Origin of the sequence: Falsiroseomonas oleicola, from assembly GCF_019029495.1 — a bacterium.
In the GTDB taxonomy this organism is placed as follows: Bacteria; Pseudomonadota; Alphaproteobacteria; order Acetobacterales; family Acetobacteraceae; genus Falsiroseomonas; species Falsiroseomonas oleicola.
On record NZ_JAERQM010000001.1, the window covers coordinates 1 to 15,182 of the forward strand.

Annotated in this window: 15 protein-coding genes and 1 tRNA gene; 6 read left to right on the forward strand and 10 right to left on the reverse strand. The window is 69.4% G+C overall.

The features are described from left to right. Positions 1-97: 97 nt before the first annotated feature. Together JJQ90_RS00005 and JJQ90_RS00010 are read right to left on the reverse strand one after the other, a co-directional pair. Positions 98-1,480 (reverse strand): sigma-54-dependent transcriptional regulator, encoded by a 1,383-nt coding sequence (locus JJQ90_RS00005; protein WP_216872429.1) that lies wholly within the window; start codon positions 1,478-1,480, stop codon positions 98-100. Beyond that, positions 1,477-2,922 carry a sensor histidine kinase gene (locus tag JJQ90_RS00010; protein WP_216872430.1) on the reverse strand — a complete coding sequence of 482 codons (1,446 nt, stop codon included), beginning with the start codon at positions 2,920-2,922 and terminating at the stop codon, positions 1,477-1,479. The genes JJQ90_RS00005 and JJQ90_RS00010 overlap by 4 nt, the downstream gene beginning before the upstream one ends. Before the next feature lie 337 nt (positions 2,923-3,259). Between JJQ90_RS00010 and JJQ90_RS00015 the strand changes: the two genes are divergently transcribed. The 5 genes from JJQ90_RS00015 to JJQ90_RS00030 all read left to right on the forward strand — a co-directional run bounded on the left by JJQ90_RS00015 (position 3,260) and on the right by JJQ90_RS00030 (position 6,749). Further along, positions 3,260-3,724: a PepSY domain-containing protein gene (locus tag JJQ90_RS00015; RefSeq protein WP_216872431.1), complete on the forward strand. Its 465-nt coding sequence runs from the start codon at positions 3,260-3,262 to the stop codon at positions 3,722-3,724. Between the two features lie 51 nt (positions 3,725-3,775). Continuing rightward, positions 3,776-5,071: a PRC-barrel domain-containing protein gene (locus JJQ90_RS00020; protein ID WP_216872432.1), complete on the forward strand. Its 1,296-nt coding sequence runs from the start codon at positions 3,776-3,778 to the stop codon at positions 5,069-5,071. 89 nt (positions 5,072-5,160) lie between these two features. Further along, positions 5,161-5,256, forward strand: a complete 96-nt coding sequence (locus tag JJQ90_RS27660) for a small membrane protein YohP (protein WP_457851874.1) — start codon at positions 5,161-5,163, stop codon at positions 5,254-5,256. Between the two features lie 123 nt (positions 5,257-5,379). Continuing rightward, complete coding sequence (locus JJQ90_RS00025) at positions 5,380-5,895, forward strand: hypothetical protein (protein ID WP_216872433.1); 516 nt, start codon at positions 5,380-5,382, stop codon at positions 5,893-5,895. 92 nt (positions 5,896-5,987) lie between these two features. Continuing rightward, positions 5,988-6,749, forward strand: a complete 762-nt coding sequence (locus tag JJQ90_RS00030; RefSeq protein ID WP_230410283.1) for a phosphatase PAP2 family protein — start codon at positions 5,988-5,990, stop codon at positions 6,747-6,749. Between the two features lie 8 nt (positions 6,750-6,757). On the opposite strand, the gene JJQ90_RS00035 is transcribed toward JJQ90_RS00030, so the two are convergent. From JJQ90_RS00035 to gyrA, 6 genes are all read right to left on the reverse strand, one after another. Then, the gene (locus JJQ90_RS00035; RefSeq protein ID WP_268958561.1) at positions 6,758-7,468 is read right to left on the reverse strand and encodes an alpha/beta fold hydrolase; all 711 of its coding nucleotides are present in this window, start codon (positions 7,466-7,468) and stop codon (positions 6,758-6,760) included. A gap of 495 nt (positions 7,469-7,963) precedes the next feature. Beyond that, a tRNA-Lys gene (locus JJQ90_RS00040) sits at positions 7,964-8,039 on the reverse strand. Between the two features lie 42 nt (positions 8,040-8,081). Continuing rightward, on the reverse strand, positions 8,082-8,639 hold the full coding sequence (locus JJQ90_RS00045) for a peptidylprolyl isomerase (RefSeq protein ID WP_216872435.1): 558 nt from the start codon (positions 8,637-8,639) through the stop codon (positions 8,082-8,084). A 36-nt stretch (positions 8,640-8,675) separates the two neighbouring features. Continuing rightward, positions 8,676-9,251, reverse strand: coding sequence for a peptidylprolyl isomerase (locus tag JJQ90_RS00050; protein WP_216872436.1), 576 nt, complete (start codon positions 9,249-9,251; stop codon positions 8,676-8,678). Beyond that, positions 9,248-9,769 (reverse strand): pantetheine-phosphate adenylyltransferase, encoded by a 522-nt coding sequence (gene coaD / locus JJQ90_RS00055; RefSeq protein ID WP_216872437.1) that lies wholly within the window; start codon positions 9,767-9,769, stop codon positions 9,248-9,250. The genes JJQ90_RS00050 and coaD overlap by 4 nt, the downstream gene beginning before the upstream one ends. Then, on the reverse strand, positions 9,762-12,575 hold the full coding sequence (gyrA, locus tag JJQ90_RS00060; RefSeq protein WP_268958562.1) for a DNA gyrase subunit A: 2,814 nt from the start codon (positions 12,573-12,575) through the stop codon (positions 9,762-9,764). The genes coaD and gyrA overlap by 8 nt, the downstream gene beginning before the upstream one ends. A gap of 205 nt (positions 12,576-12,780) precedes the next feature. On the opposite strand from gyrA, the gene JJQ90_RS00065 reads away from it, so the two are divergent. After that, positions 12,781-13,620 (forward strand): class I SAM-dependent methyltransferase, encoded by an 840-nt coding sequence (locus JJQ90_RS00065; RefSeq protein WP_216872438.1) that lies wholly within the window; start codon positions 12,781-12,783, stop codon positions 13,618-13,620. 9 nt (positions 13,621-13,629) lie between these two features. Here JJQ90_RS00065 and JJQ90_RS00070 read toward each other — a convergent pair whose 3' ends face one another. Together JJQ90_RS00070 and ssb are read right to left on the reverse strand one after the other, a co-directional pair. Further along, the gene (locus JJQ90_RS00070; RefSeq protein ID WP_216872439.1) at positions 13,630-14,523 is read right to left on the reverse strand and encodes a metal-dependent hydrolase; all 894 of its coding nucleotides are present in this window, start codon (positions 14,521-14,523) and stop codon (positions 13,630-13,632) included. A gap of 48 nt (positions 14,524-14,571) precedes the next feature. After that, on the reverse strand, positions 14,572-15,141 hold the full coding sequence (gene ssb, locus JJQ90_RS00075; RefSeq protein ID WP_216872440.1) for a single-stranded DNA-binding protein: 570 nt from the start codon (positions 15,139-15,141) through the stop codon (positions 14,572-14,574). Positions 15,142-15,182: the final 41 nt, after the last annotated feature.

The window sequence follows — 15,182 nt, forward strand, 5'->3', positions numbered from 1 at the left end:
CCGTTTCACCGAAAGCGAAGACGGTGAAACGGCTCCAGCCTCCTGCTCCAACGCATTTTCCGAGTCGCCTTGCGAAGCCGCAGGGTTTGAAAATGCTCTAGCGGATCGAGAGGTCGAGGCGCCGCATGCGGTCCCAGAGCGTCGTGCGCGATACGCCGAGCACCGCCGCCGCATCCCCGATGCGGCCGCCACATCGCGCCAGCACGCGCCGGATGTGCTCGCGCTCCGCCGCCTCACGCACCTCGGCCAGGGATTGCAGCTCATCCTGATCCGTGACGATCGGCGCTTCGCTGCCGGCCTGGTCCGGCACCGCGGGCGTCTGCGCGGCAACGGCTTGCCTGGTCCCTCGCTCGGGGAAGAAATCCCCGGCGCCCAGCGTCGGCGCATCCGCCAGCAGGGCCGCCCGCTCCATCCGGTTGCGCAACTCGCGGATATTGCCGGGCCAGGCATGCGCGAGCAGCGCCGCCATGCCGTCCTCGGCGATGCTTCGCTGCCCCTTGGCGAAGCGCTGCAGGAAGTGCACGGCCAGATCCTGCAGGTCGCGCGGGCGAGCACGAAGCGGCGGCAGGGTCAGCGTGATGCCGGAGAGCCGGAACCACAGGTCGTTCCGGAAGCTTCCCTCCGCGACCCGCGCCGGCAGGTGCGCATTGGTCGCCGCGATGATCCGGGCGCGTGAGACCACCGGCTCCGCCACGCCGATCCGCAGGAAGCGGCGTTCCTCCAGCAGCCGCAGCAGCCGTGCCTGCAGCGCATTCGGCAGATCGCTGACCTCGTCGAGGAACAGGGTTCCGGCACCGGCGGATTCCACCAGGCCCGGCACGTCATCCCGCCCGAACAGCGCAGCCTCCGCCGCGGCGATGTCGGCCGGCAGGGCGGCACAATCCACCAGAATGAAAGGCGCCGCGGTGCGGGCGCCGGCCAGGGCATGCAGGCGACGCGCGGCGACGCCCTTGCCCACCCCGCTCTCCCCGGCCAGCAGCACCGTGGCCTCCGCCGGCGCCACACGCTCCAGCTCCGCCTGCAGCGCCAGCATGGGCTGGGACCGCCAACCTGCGGGGTCCAGCACCGCCGCCACGTCATCCTCATCCGAGGCGGGTGACGCATCGCTGCCGGCAAAGCCACGCAGCTTGTCCAGCACGCGCTGCGCCGGGAAGGGCTTGGCGAGGTAGTCATCGGCCCCCGCGCGCAGCATGCGCACGGCCTGATCGAGCCCGCCGAAGGCCGTCATGATGACGATAGGCACGCCGCCGAGCTGCGGCATCAGGCGGGCCATCAGCGCCTCCCCATCGCCATCCGGCAGGCGGATGTCGCACAGAACGAGGCTGGGGCGATGGCGTTGCAGCACCGCCTCACCCGCCGCGGCGGTCTGTGCCCAGTGGGTGGACACGCCGGCCAGTCGCAGCCGCTGCACCAGCGCCTGGCCGAAGACGGGGTCATCCTCGATGATGACGACGGAGGAGCCTGCCGGGTTGCGGCTCATGCCCGGACCATCGCTTCGGCCAAAAGATCGGCAGGCGGCACGCGCAGCGCCACGCGATTGCCCAACCCCTTGCGGCCCGGTTCCACCGCGACCTGCGCACGCAGCCGCCGCGCAATCAGCGCCACCACCTCAAGCCCCAGTCCCGGTGAGGCCTCATCGGATGCCGGATCAGCCACGCCGAGCAGTCGCAGCCGTGCCGCAGCGGGCACTCCTGGCCCCTCGTCCTCGACCGCGAGAAGCAGTCCGCCATCGGCCTCGATGGCCGCCTCCAGCCCCACCCGTCCACCGGCCGACGTGGCCGCGACCGCGTTCAACAGCAGGTTCAGCGCGGCCTGGCGCAGCGGCGGCGCATCAACCGGGAAAGGCTGCGGCAGCCTGGCCCGCCAATCCAGCCCCACCGCCCTGCGGGCCGCCTCCGGCGACACCAGCACGCGCAGATCCTCGAAATCGGCGGATTGCAGCGGGCGGGGCGGGCCGTTGTCACGGTGCTGCGCCAGGGTCGAGGAAACCACGCGCTCGATCTGCCGCAGGCCACGTTCGATCATCTCGAGCGCTTCGGCCCGTTCATCCCGGTCATCGCCGGCCGCATGCGCGGATTCAACCGCGGTCAGCATGCCGGCCAGCGGGTTGCGCACCTCATGCGCGATGGTTGCTGCCAAGCGGCCGAGCACCGCGCCACGTTCACGCTCCTCCAGGCGCCGTGCCAGACGCTCTCTCTCCGCCACATGGGCGACCATGGCGTTGAAGGCAGCGGCCAGTCTTGCGGCCTCGGTGTTCGCCGGCGGCAAGGCGGTGTCCGGGATCGGCGCGATGCGGCCGGCGCCCGCACGATCCAGTGCGGCGGTCACACCCAATACCGGCCGCATCGCCTGCCGCGCCGCGAGCGCCGCAAGTGCGCCACCCATCACCCCGACCGCCAGTCCGAAGGCCAGCATGGCGGCGCGGAGCTGCAGGCGGCGCCGCGTGATGGCTGAAACGTCGAGCTTGGCGGCGAGAATGGCGACAACCTCGCCGGCATCCCGCAGCGGTCGCTGCACCCAGACGGCGGCCCGGTCCGGCGACACCTCCCACGCAGAATTCCGGTTGTCGCGCAGGAAAGGTGCCGGCCAGTGGGGTTCGGGGTCGACGCCGGCGGATGAGATCTGGCGGCCATCGGGTGTGCCGACGACCAGGCCGGCTTCCCGGATGCCTTCGTAGAACCCCGTCGCACGGATGAGGGCCTCATCCAGCGCCGTGACACTCCCCGCCCGGATGGCCGGCAGCACGGCAGCGGAAAGGCCATCCAGATAGACCCGGCCAAGGCGCTCGGCCTCCAGATCCATCCGGTGCCCGGCCATGCGGAGCGCGATCTGCGTGGTCGCAGTGACGAACAGGAAAACCGCCGCCGCCGCCAGCAGCGGCACGCGCAGAGAAACCCGCAGGGATGGAAGATGCAGGCGCATGAGCAGGGGCCGATCGAGGTGTCATGACCTGCAACGCAGCAGCCTGCCATTGGCTGCATGTGCAACGGAAGGCGCGCAAACGCCAATTAACCAACTGCTGGATGTTCAGGATTCCGAACATCCCCGTCCATCTGTTTAAACAAATTCCGCGAAATCCCGACCATTCTGGCGAATCGCGCCCATTCATTTGGCAGGGGGAAGGCTGATGAACGATGGAATTTCCGCGTTGTTCTCATCGGACCGGATGACGAAGCCATGCAAATATTTCCGCATCTGCGGACGACATTCGGAAGCCCCCTGAAACTGTTCCCGACAGATCAGCACCAAGGAGAGAACGATGAAGCGCCTTCTTTCGACCACCGCGCTCGCCGCGGCCCTGACCTTCGGCAGCTTCGGCCTCGCCGCCGCGCAGAGCACCGGGCAGCCCGGCCAGGCCGGCCAGGCCGGCATGCGCTCCGCCATGAGCGAGGAGCAGCTGAAGGACCGCCTGCGTGAGCGTGGCTACACGGAGATCGAGGACGTTCGCCGCGAAGGGTCGATCTTCCGCATCTCGCAGGCCCGTCGCTACGGCGAGACCGTCGACAACCTTCGCGTGGATGCCACCAGCGGCCGCGTCCAGAACGAGGACCGCCTGAGCGAAGACCAGATCGAGAACATGCTCGAGGAGCGTGGCTACTACGACATCGAGAACATCGAGCGCGACGGCTTCACCTACACCGCAGAAGCCAAGCAGCGCGTCGACCTGCGGATCGACGGCCAGAGCGGCTCGATCTCGCGTGAGCGGGCCCGCAACGGGGACTGATCACCTGCCGCCCACATCACCATCGAATTCGCCAGAACAGAGGACAACACCATGATGAACAGTACGAGCACGCGTGCCGCGAACCCGCTCCGCACCACGCTGCTGGCCACTGCCGCGGCCGTGACCTTCGCGGTCATCGGCTCCGCCGCACAGGCCCAGCAGGCGCCGCAGGCCGCGCCGAACACGCAGACCCAGGCGCAGCAGGCGCCCGCACAGCCGCAGGCGATGCAGCAGGCCGAACAGCGCCTGCGCCAGGCGCATCAGCAGATGGGCAGCAGCGCCGGCCAGGCGCAGCCGCAGGTCGTGCAGCAGGCCCGCCAGGCGCTGGACCAGCTGGGCCAGGCGCTGCAGCAGCGCCCCGCCGAGCAGCGGACCAGCGAGAGCGGCCGCGGCCTCGACCAGCGCGTGACCGAGGCGCGCCAGGCGCTGCAGGGCGATGCCGTCGAGGCGCCGCGTGCGCGTGAGGCGGTCGAGCGCGTGCTGGCGGCCCTGCCGGGCAGCGGTTCCGCCGCGGGCAGTAGCGGCTCCGCCGAGGGCAGCAGCGGCTCCACCGTGCGTGTGCAGCAGTCCGCGCCCTCGCTGGAGCTGACTCAGTCGCCGCCGGAGGTGACGGTGCAGCAGGGCGAGCCGGAGATCACCGTGATGATCCCGCAGCCCGAGATCATCGTGCGCCAGCCGCCGGCCCAGGTGACGGTGCGGATGCCGGAGCCGAACGTGAATGTCGACCAGGCGCAGCCGCAGGTTCGCGTCTCCGATGCCCAGCCGCAGGTGCAGACGACCCAGGGCGAGGCGCGCGTGCAGGTGCAGGAAGCGCAGCCCCGGGTGCGCGTGCAGCAGGCCGAGGGCCAGCCGCAGGTGCGCTTCGAGCAGACCGGCGAGCCGGTGGTCCGCATGGAACGCCAGGCTGAGCAAGCCACGGGTGACAACGCCAACCGGAGCAACGAGGCCACCGGCACGTCCGCGGCCCCGGCGCCGACCCAGTCGGGCGGTGCGCAGCAGACGGCGGCACGGCCCGCCGCTGGCATGCCCCTGGCGCGCGTGTCCAACCTGGTCGGCACCAATGTCGTTGGCGCCAACGGCCGGGATGCCGGCGAGGTCCAGAACCTGCTGATCGACAGCAACGGCCAGGTCCGTGCCGCCGTGGTCGAGTGGGGCGGCTTCCTCGGGATCGGTGCGCGTGAGGCTGTGGTGCCGATCGAGCAGCTGCGCTTCGGCGCGGAAGGTGAGCGTGTGCGCATGGAGCTGACGCGCGCGCAGCTGGAGGCACTGCCCCGCCACGACGCCGATGGCGTTGGCGATTACGGTCGTGAGCGTGGCTGGGGCGAGGGCGTGCGCCTGCATCGCTGAGGACATCCGGCGCGGGACGGCGGCCTCCGCCGCCCGCGCCACAACCCCGGCACGGGTTCCGCCCGTGCCGCAGGAAAGGATCTGACGACATGGGCGGCCTCATCAAGCTGGTTGGGGGCGCGGCAGGAATCGTCTTCCTGATCGGGCTCCTCGTCGTGATCGGACTCTTCGCACTGATCTTCTAGCGGGCCAGCGCGGCAGCGCCGCGCGTGCCTGCCGCGTCCGGCCGCCTTCCCTACCCGCCCCGCCCGGCTGGCATTCACCTGCGGGCGCGCAACGGAACATCCGTGGCAGTTTGGGGAGGTCACATGAAGCCTGGCTCAACGGGGCGCGGATGGGGTGCTGCAATCATCCGGGCCTGTGGCCTCGTGCTGATCGCTGCATCACTGCTTCCCCTGATTCCAACAGATGCAGGGTGGATCAGGATCCCCGACTTCCCGCGCCTGCAGTTCGCGGCCCTTCTCGTGCTGCTCACGGGCGCAGCGCTGGTCGCAGCGTCCGGACTGCAGATGTCGCGCATCTGGCCCTATACCACGCTGCACCCGACCCAAGCCGGAAGCACCGACAGCTGTGAGCCATCGCGGCGGATGTCGGTGGTCGTCGTCAATCTGCGGGAGAGCGACCGCGGCGCCCGCACGTTCCTGGATGTCGTGCGGCGCGTCGACCCGGACGTGGTCTTCGTGGTCGAAGTCGACGGCCGCTGGGTCGCGGCGCTGCGGCCGCTGGAGGAAGACGACCCCGAGCACCATTTGCATCCCCGCGACGACGCCTGGGGGTGTGATACGCGGCAGGATCAGCAGACCGTCTCCCAACAACCAGCATGACGCGCCGCGAACCAATCCGCGGCCAGGTCGTTCACCAGCTTGATGCAACGGCGCCTTTCCGGTGCGGAACGCACACTCGGCGGAGCACGGTCATGGAGTACGCGGAAATCGAGAAAACGCGGCGCCGTCTTCCCCCGGCAGAATGGTTTGGCAGGATGTTCGCCTCCTTCGGCGAGCGGTTGGAGCTGGGAACGGTCATCCTGCTGCTTCTGGTGGCCGGTAGCGCCTGGGGGTTCATCGAGCTAGCCGATGCCGTGGTCGAGGGCGAGACCTTGGCGATCGATCGCGCGCTGCTCCTGGCCATGAGATCCCCGGCCGACCCGGCAGACCCGCTGGGGCCGGGGTGGCTTGTCGAGATGGGGCGGGATGTCACCGCGCTTGGCGGGGTGGCCGTGCTGGTGCTGGTGACCCTTGCCGTCACCGTCTTCATGGTGCTGCGCCGGCTGTGGCATGCGGCGGGGCTGCTTCTGGCCGCGGTGGGCAGCGGCATCATCGTCAGCACCTTGCTGAAGAACGCGTTCGAGCGCGCACGTCCGGATCTTGTGCCGCATGGTTCGTATGTCGCCACCGCCAGTTTCCCGAGCGGACACTCCATGATGGCAGCCGTGGTCTACCTGACGCTCGGCGCCCTGCTCGCGCGGGTGGAGCCGGACGGACGCGTGAAGGTTTTCGTGCTCTGCTGCGCCGTGCTGCTGACCCTGCTGGTCGGGATCAGCCGGGTCTATCTCGGCGTGCACTGGCCAACGGACGTGCTGGCAGGATGGACTGTCGGCGCCGGCTGGGCGCTTCTGTTCTGGCTGATGGCCCGGGCGCTTCAGCGTCGCGGCCGGATCGAGACCGACACCGGCGGATAGCTTCGCGTTCAGCCTTCCAGCAGGAAAGGCAGGATGGCGTTCCGCAGCTCCTCGGGGTGGGAATAGTTCATGCCATGGGCGGCGTGGGGGACGATGACGAGGCGCGCCTCTGGCATCAGCCGGGCTATGCGCCTGGCCCAGTCGCGGGGCACCAGATAGTCCCGGCCGCCGACGACGATGAGGCTCGGCGCCGCGACGCCCGGCAGTCCTGCCGCCATGCGATAACGGCTCATATGGTGGAAGGTCCGGGCGTAGCGCCACAATCCGGTCCGGGCATACTCGGCCAGGGCCAGCGGAACGAGGGACGGCCGCTCGAGCAGGGAGGTCAGGAGGAACAGCGCCACCTGCCGCAGCGCCGAGGCATGCTCCGGATCCGGCGTTGGTCCCTGCAGGACGAGTCGCTCCACGAGATCCGGGCGATGCAGGGCCAGCTCCACCAGGACTTCGCAGCCGAGCGAGTTTCCGACCAGGATCGCACGCCGGATCCCGGTGGCATCCATCCAGGCCGCCAGCACATCCGCCATGCCGGGCAGCGTCAGGACCCCGGATGGGTCGCCGCTCCGCCCGAACCCGGGCAGGTCGGGCGCGGAGACCTGGAAATCGCGGGCAAGGCACCGCGCCAGCGGGGCCATGTACCGACTCGACATGCCAAGGCCATGGACCAGCACAACCGGCACGCGCCTTGGCCCCTTGTACCGGCCCGGACGAGACCAGGGCATGCAGCGCGATGCCCTTCACCAGGGTCCAGCGGCTGGAGAGGCGGCCGAGCCCTGACCCGTGCGGCGGGGCGGCCGCGGTAGGGCGCGCGGCGTGGCGGCCCAGTAGGAAGCCTGCGATGCAGCCAGCGACAGCAAGCCCTTTCCACGACGGCTGCCACTGCACGGTACGGCGCGGCTTCACGTCAATTCAGCGCTACGGATTTGGCGAGCGAACAAGCCCAGGACGATTGCGAGGCACAGCAAGCCTCCCTTGCTCAGGTACTTCGCCGAGATCTGGAGATGCATGCTCCCCTGCTCCTGGTGCGTCCGCAGCCGCGGATCCTGCCGCAGTAGGGTCACTGGCCAGCATGTAGGCGCCCACGCCGCCGTCCGTGAGATGGCTGGTCCCAACCAGCGCGATGGCGACAGGGATGGCAAGCGCGGTCGCGGAAGAGTCTGACAATCGCCACAGGCTGTCCGACTGTCAGACCGCGGAGGCTGTTGAGCCGTTGAAATTGGTGAGCCCGGTGGGACTCGAACCCACGACCCCATGATTAAAAGTCACGTGCTCTACCGGCTGAGCTACGGGCTCGGGGTGGCGCACCACCTGGGAAGGTGGTGCGCGACAGGCGTGTTAGGCGTCGGCGGCGGGGGTGCTGTCAACCCCTTCAGCCGGGCTGGCGGCCGGGCTGGTGGCCGGGGCGGCGGTGCCGACGCGCATGGACTTGATGCGATCCGGCTCCCGCGCCAGGCCGTTCGGGCCCTGGCCGCGCTTGATCTTGTCCACGGCATCCATGCCGTCCACCACACGGCCCCAGATGGTGTACTGGCCATCCAGGCTCGGCGCCGGCGCGAACATGATGAAGAACTGGCTGTTGGCGCTGTTCGGGTTGTTGGTGCGCGCCATGCCGCAGGTGCCGCGCAGGAACTTCGCCTTCGCCGGCGGGCTGAACTCGGCCGGCAGGTCCGGGTGTTCGGAGCCACCCGTGCCGGTGCCGGTCGGGTCGCCGCCCTGGGCCATGAAGCCCTCGATCACGCGATGGAAGGGCGTGTTGTCGTAGAAGCCGGCTTCCGCCAGGGCCTTGATGCGATCGACATGCTGCGGCGCCAACTCCGGCAGCAGTTCGATGGTCACCAAGCCGCTGGGCAGGTCCAGCAGCAGCGTGTTCTCGGGGGCGATGGTGCCGCTCATCTGTCTCGGTCCTTCCGGTTCATTCGTTCAATCTGATCAGCGCACATCGGCCGCGACGCGCATCGCACGGATGCGATCCGGCGGCTGCGGCACCATGCCGGAGGGCCCCTGCCCGCGCTTGATCTTGTCCACCGCCTCCATCCCCGCGACCACGCGGCCCCAGATGGTGTATTGCCCATCCAGGTTCGGCGCCGGCGCGAACATGATGAAGAACTGGCTGTTGGCGCTGTTCGGATTGCTGGTGCGCGCCATGCCGCAGGTGCCGCGCAGGAAGCGCATGCGGTTCGCGGGGGTGAATTCCGCCGGCAGGTCCGGCAGGTCCGACCCACCGGTGCCGGTGCCGGTCGGGTCGCCGCCCTGGGCCATGAAGCCCTCGATCACGCGATGGAAGGGCGTGTTGTCGTAGAAGCCGCGACGCGCCAGCAGCTTGATGCGCTCCACATGGCGCGGCGCCAGGTCGGGGAGAAGCTGGATGGTCACGCGGCCATCCTTCAGCTCCACGAACAGGGTGTTCTGCGGGTCGGTCTGCGGCTGCGCCTGGGCCGCGCCCAGGAAGGGCACGGCGAGGCCGGCGCCCAGCAGGCCACGGCGGAGGATCGGCGTTGCGGTCATTCAGCGGCTTCCTTGCGGTTGCGCACGCGGGCCAGCGTGCGGTCCAGGGTCAGCTTCGGCACGAAGGAGGTCACATCCCCCCCGAGCGTCGCCACCTCCTTCACAAAGCGCGAGGAGATGAACTGGTTCGTCTCGCTGGCCATCAGGAACACGGTTTCCACATCGGGGGCGAGCCGGTGGTTCATGCCCGCCATCTGGAACTCATAGTCGAAGTCGGAGACCGCCCGCAGGCCGCGGATGATCATCCGGGCCTGGGACTGGCGGGCAAAATCCACCAGAAGCCCAGTGAAGGGCACCACGACGATCTCCGAGCCGACCTGCGCGGAAATGGTGTCGGTTTCCGCCTTCACCAGCTCCACCCGCTCATCCAGCGAGAACAGCGGTCCCTTGCCGGAGTTGATGGCGACGCCGACGACCAGCCGGTCCACCAGTCGCGCGGCCCGGGCGATGACATCGAGATGCCCATTGGTGACCGGGTCGAACGTGCCCGGATAGATGCCGATGCGCAGCTCAGCCATCGGTATTCGCCTCCCCTGCCGTCTCGCCGGTCGTTTCCCCGGCTATCTCCCCGGGCGACTCGCTTGCCGCCTCCAGCTCCTCCTCCACCACGGGGAAGCAGGAGGTCACGCGTTCCGAGTCACCCAGCCGCAGCAAAGTGACGCCCATGGCGCCACGGCCGGTGACGCGGATCTGGTCGGCGGGCAGGCGGATCAGCCGGCCGCCATCGGTCACCAGCATCACGCCATCGCCCTGCCGCACGGCGAAGGTCGCCACCACCTCCCGCCCCGTGCGGGGGCTGAGGTTGATATTGGCGATGCCCTGCCCGCCGCGACCGGTGACGCGATACTCATAGGCGCTGCTGCGCTTGCCGAAGCCGCGATCGGTGACCACCAGCAGGATCTGCTCCAGCCGTTCCAGCTCCGCCAGGCGTTCCGCGGAAACCTGGCTGGCTTCGGCGCTGATCGGCTCCTCGCCCTCATCCGCCGCGGGCGCCTCGGCCTCCGGCGCCACATCCTCGCCGGCGGCGCGGCGCTTCTGGGCGCTGTGGCGCAGATAGCCGGCGCGCTCATCCGGCTCCGCCTCCACATGCGTCAGCACGGCCAGCGAGATCACCTCGTCCTTGCCGAGCAGGCGGATGCCGCGCACGCCGCTGGAATCACGCCCGGCGAAGACGCGAAGCTGGTCGGACTCGGCCTGGAAGCGGATGCAGCGGCCGTTGCGGGTCGCCAGCATCACGTCATCACCCTCGCGGCAGGTGGCGACGCCGACAAGGCTGTCGCCCTCATCCAGCTTCATGGCGATCAGGCCGGTGGCGCGGACGTTCTTGAAGTCGGACAGCTTGTTGCGGCGGACATTGCCCTGCACCGTCGCGAAGACGAGATGCAGATTCTCCCACATCGCCTCGTCCTGCGGCAGCGGCAGCACCGCCGTCACCTTCTCATCCTGCTGCAATTGCAGTACCTGGCGCAGGCTGCGGCCACGGCCGGTGGCGCCGCCTTCGGGCAGTTGCCAGATCTTCTCGCGGAAGGCGATGCCGCGCGAGGTGAAGAACAGCACCCATTGATGCGTATGCGCGACGAAGCTGCGGACGACGATGTCATCCTCCCGCGTCGCCGCACCGGACCGGCCACGGCCGCCCCGGTTCTGGCTGCGGAAGACATCGAGGCCGGTGCGCTTCACATAGCCGTCGCGCGTCAGCGTCACCACCATGGTGCCGGGCTCGATCAGGCTCTCGTCGTCCTGGTCGGCGAGGCCATCGACGATATCGGTCATCCGCGGCACCGCGATCTGGGCGCGCACCGCGATCAATTCCTGCGCCATCAACTCCATCCGCCGGGGGCGGGAGGAGAGGATGTCCAGCAGCTCGGTGATCGTGCCGGCGACATCCGTCAGCTCGGCATTGATCTTCTCCCGCTCCAGCCCGGTCAGGCGACTGAGCGTCAGCGCCAGGATGCCGCGCGCCTGTTCCTCGGTCAGCCGGACCGTGTGGTCCTCGCTGATCGTGTTGCGCACGTCATCGACCAGCGCCAGCAGCGGCGCCACATCGGCCGCCGGCCAGTCGCGCGCCATCAACTGGCTGCGCGCCGTCGCCGGATCGGGCGCGGCGCGGATCAACTTGATGACCTCGTCGATATTGGCCACCGCGATGGCCAGGCCGATCAACTGGTGGCCGCGGTCGCGCGCCTTGTTCAGGCGGAAGCGCGACCGCCGCAGGATCACTTCCTCGCGGAAGCGCAGGAAGGCCATCAGCGCATCGCGCAGGCCCATCAGCCGCGGCCGGCCCTCATCGAGGGCCACGAAATTCACGCCGAAGGAGGTCTGCAGCTGGGTGAAGCGGTAGAGCTGGTTCAGCACCACCTCCGGCGTCGCATCCTTCTTCAGCTCGACGACGATGCGCAGCCCGTCGCGGTCCGATTCGTCGCGCAGGTCGGAGATGCCCTCCACCGCCTTGGCGCGCACCAGCTCCGCGATCTTCTCGATCAGCGTGGACTTGTTGACCTGATACGGAATCTCCGTGACGACGATCATCGACCGCCCGCCACGCATATCCTCGATGGTGGCGCGGGCGCGCAGCGGGATGGAGCCGCGGCCGGTCTCGAAGGCGCTGCGGATGCCGGCGCGGCCTAGGATCAAGCCACCGGTCGGGAAGTCCGGCCCCGGGATGATCTTCATCAATTCATCGAGGCTGGTGGCCGGGTCCTCGATCAGCTTCAGCGCGGCGTCGATCACCTCCCCGGGATTATGGGTCGGGATATTGGTCGCCATGCCGACGGCGATGCCCTGGGCGCCATTGACCAGCAGGTTCGGGAAGGCGGCCGGCAGGACCTTCGGCTCGCTTTCCGATTCGTCGTAGTTCGGCTGGAAATCGACCGTGTCCTCGTCGATCCCCTCCAGCAGGGCGGAAGCGGCGCGGGCCAGGCGGACTTCCGTGTAGCGCATCTGCGCCGGGGGATCGCCGTCCATCGAGCCGAAATTGCCCTGGCCGTCGATCAGCGGCACGCGCATGGAGAAGTACTGCGCCATCCGCACGGTCGCGTCATAGATCGAGGCGTCGCCATGCGGGTGGTACTTGCCCATCACGTCGCCGACCACGCGGGCCGACTTGCGGTGCGGCTTCTCGGCGACGTAGCCGGATTCGTGCATGGCATAGAGGATTCGCCGATGCACCGGCTTCAGCCCATCCCGCGCATCCGGCAGGGCGCGCGCGACGATGACCGACATGGCGTAGTCGAGGTAGGAGCGGCGCATCTCCTCCTCGAGGCCGATCGGTGCGATCTCGCTGGAGGGGGGCGTGGCGCCCGGCGGGGGTGGCGTGTCGCTCAACGCGGAATCCTCATGGGTGGCCGGGCGAAGCCGAGGCCGGCAGGGTGTGGATTAGGCAATTTGGCGGCCCGGCGGAAGGGTGCCCGGGGCGCGGAGGGGCTGAATCCGGCCGAATGCTTCGCGCCCGCCCGCCAATCGCCTACATTCCCGCCCTGGCGCGGCTGCGAGGGGTTGGGCGGCGGATGCGGGATGGAGACGGCCGAGGATGACCCTGCCCTATATCGACCTGCTGCTGAAGCAGATCGCCCGCGGCCATCCGGAGCTGGAGCGCAGCTTCGGCCGCCACATACATTGGGGCTACTGGCCCGATCCGGCCGCCGCCGACCCCACCTCCGCCGCCGATTACGGCCAGGCGGCGGAAGGTCTGAGCCTGGAGCTGATCGCCCTGGCCGATATCCGCCCCGGCATGCGGGTGCTGGATGCCGGCTGCGGCTTTGGCGGCACCATGGCCTGCCTGGATGAACAGGTCGGCGGGTTGGATCTGGTCGGGCTGAACATCGACCCGCGCCAATTGGCCCGCGGCGCCAGCCTGGCGCATCCCGGGCCCGGCGGGCGGATGACCTTCGTCGCGGCCGATGCCTGCACCCTGCCCTTCGCCGATGCCAGCTTCGACCGGGTGATGGCGGTGGAGTGCATCTTCCACTTCCCCTCCCGCGCCGCCTTCCTGGCGGAGGTGCGGCGCGTGCTGCGGCCGGGGGGCGTGCTGGTGCTGTCGGATTTCGTGCCGGCGCCGGCCTGGGTGCCGGTGACCCGGCTGGCCCGCTCGCCCTGGTTCGACCGGGTGAACCTGTTCGGCAGCTGCGACGTGACCTGTTCGGCGGCCGGCTACCGGCGGCTGGCGGCGGCGGCCGGCCTGCCGGTGACGGTGCTGCGCGACATCACCCGCCATACCCTGCCGACCTATGCCTTTCTCGGCCAGATGCTGAAGGCCAGCGGCCGCCGCGGCGTGGCGGAGCGCTGGGGCAAGGCAGGGCTGGCCATGCTGGATTTCGTCGGCCGCACCGGCCTGCTGCGCTACAGTCTTCTGCGCTTCGAGCGGGCCTAGGACCGGGGCTCACCCATGCGCATGCGCATGTCCCTCGCCCAGGCCGAATCCGGGATGCTCCTGCTTCCAGGCTTCCAGCAAGGGCCGGTCGTCCTGGTCCCAGGGATGGAAATCACGGCGGTAGTAGGAGAAATAGGCCTGGGCGGCGACGCCGCCGAACAGGTTGCGCAAGGTCGGGCCCCCGCCTGACCCGGCCTGCGGCGCGGCCGCCGGCGCCCGGCGGCCCGCGAAAAGCCCCTTCAGGCGCAGCCAGGTGAAGACCGTCAGCAACCCGCCGAGGCCGAAGGCGGTGACCATGACCATGGTCGCCACGCGGTGCAGCCAGGCCCAGAAACCCCGGCCGAAGATGTGCTCATAGACGTCGAAGCAGACCGCCTTGTGCTCGATCTCCTCCGCCGCGTGCCAGAGCCAGAGGTTGGCGAAGGCCGGGTCCGTGCCTTCCCGGTACAGGGTGCGCTTGGCCAGCAGCCGTTCCGCCAGCATGGCGGTGAAATGCTCCATGGCGCAGGTCATGGCGAGCTGGGTGGCGCGCGGCAGCACGGCCTTGGACAGGCCCAGCAGGACCCGCGCCAGGCCCTCCATCTCGGACCCCGGCACCTTGGCGTCGCGCAGTGCCTTGTTGGATCGGGCATGTTCCCGGGAATGCATCGCTTCCTGATGGATGAAGCGATCCGCCGCATCCCGCAGGACCGGGTCGGTGATCCGCCCCCTGTAATGGGCGACGGAGCGGCAGAAGAACGCCTCGCCCAGCGGAAACAGGAAGGAAATGGCGTTGAGCCCCGCCTCATTCGCCTTGGGCAGGCGCGTCCAACCCCGCGCGCGCTTCGGATCATAGATCAGGCGCACGCGGCGCTTGACGATCTCGATCACGGTCTCGCGCGGGGAGGACGGGGGGTTGCTCACGCGCCGGACCTGGGTGCGGGACGCCGGGCTGACAAGGGCGTCAGCCGATCAGAACGGGATATCATCATCCAGGTCGCTGGCGCCGCCCTTCGGCGGCGCGCTGCGACCGCCGCCCCCGCTGCGCCCACCGCCGCTGTTGTCCCAGCCGCCGCCACCCGAGCGCGCCGGAGCCGAGGAACGGCCGCCGCCGCCCCCACCCGAATAGCCACCGCCGCCACCACCGGAATAGCCGCCCGATTCGCCGCCCTCGCCAGGGTCGGACCCGCCGCCGGCCCGGCCGCCGAGCAGCGCGATCTCGCCGCGGAACTGGCGCAGCACCACTTCGGTGGAATAGCGGTCAGCGCCCGCCTGGTCCTGCCATTTCCGGGTCTCAAGCTGGCCCTCGACATAGACCTCCGAGCCCTTCTTCAGGTACTTCTCGGCGATCTCGCCCAGCTTCTCATTGAAGATCGCCACCGAATGCCATTCGGTGCGCTCCTGCTGATTGCCCTCGCGGTCCTTGAAGCGCTCGGAGGTGGCGAGGCGCAGGTTCACCACGCGGCCGCCATTCTGGAAATTGCGGACTTCCGGGTCCCGGCCGAGCCGACCCACCAGAATCACCTTGTTCACACCGGCCATCGCCGAAAACCCCTCGATCTCAACCGCTGAGGCTAGCCCGA

What these genes read in the sequence shown, in the direction of transcription:
- JJQ90_RS00015 (WP_216872431.1), top strand. Translation starts at nt 3,260, where the DNA reads ATGAAGCGCCTTCTTTCGACCACCGCGCTCGCCGCGGCCCTGACCTTC.
- JJQ90_RS00020 (WP_216872432.1), top strand. Translation starts at nt 3,776, where the DNA reads ATGATGAACAGTACGAGCACGCGTGCCGCGAACCCGCTCCGCACCACG.
- JJQ90_RS00035 (WP_268958561.1), bottom strand. Translation starts at nt 7,468, where the DNA reads ATGCCCTGGTCTCGTCCGGGCCGGTACAAGGGGCCAAGGCGCGTGCCG.
- JJQ90_RS00025 (WP_216872433.1), top strand. Translation starts at nt 5,380, where the DNA reads ATGAAGCCTGGCTCAACGGGGCGCGGATGGGGTGCTGCAATCATCCGG.
- JJQ90_RS00005 (WP_216872429.1), bottom strand. Translation starts at nt 1,480, where the DNA reads ATGAGCCGCAACCCGGCAGGCTCCTCCGTCGTCATCATCGAGGATGAC.
- JJQ90_RS00045 (WP_216872435.1), bottom strand. Translation starts at nt 8,639, where the DNA reads ATGAGCGGCACCATCGCCCCCGAGAACACGCTGCTGCTGGACCTGCCC.
- coaD (WP_216872437.1), bottom strand. Translation starts at nt 9,769, where the DNA reads ATGGCTGAGCTGCGCATCGGCATCTATCCGGGCACGTTCGACCCGGTC.
- JJQ90_RS00065 (WP_216872438.1), top strand. Translation starts at nt 12,781, where the DNA reads ATGACCCTGCCCTATATCGACCTGCTGCTGAAGCAGATCGCCCGCGGC.
- JJQ90_RS00010 (WP_216872430.1), bottom strand. Translation starts at nt 2,922, where the DNA reads ATGCGCCTGCATCTTCCATCCCTGCGGGTTTCTCTGCGCGTGCCGCTG.
- JJQ90_RS27660 (WP_457851874.1), top strand. Translation starts at nt 5,161, where the DNA reads ATGGGCGGCCTCATCAAGCTGGTTGGGGGCGCGGCAGGAATCGTCTTC.
- JJQ90_RS00030 (WP_230410283.1), top strand. Translation starts at nt 5,988, where the DNA reads ATGGAGTACGCGGAAATCGAGAAAACGCGGCGCCGTCTTCCCCCGGCA.
- ssb (WP_216872440.1), bottom strand. Translation starts at nt 15,141, where the DNA reads ATGGCCGGTGTGAACAAGGTGATTCTGGTGGGTCGGCTCGGCCGGGAC.
- JJQ90_RS00050 (WP_216872436.1), bottom strand. Translation starts at nt 9,251, where the DNA reads ATGACCGCAACGCCGATCCTCCGCCGTGGCCTGCTGGGCGCCGGCCTC.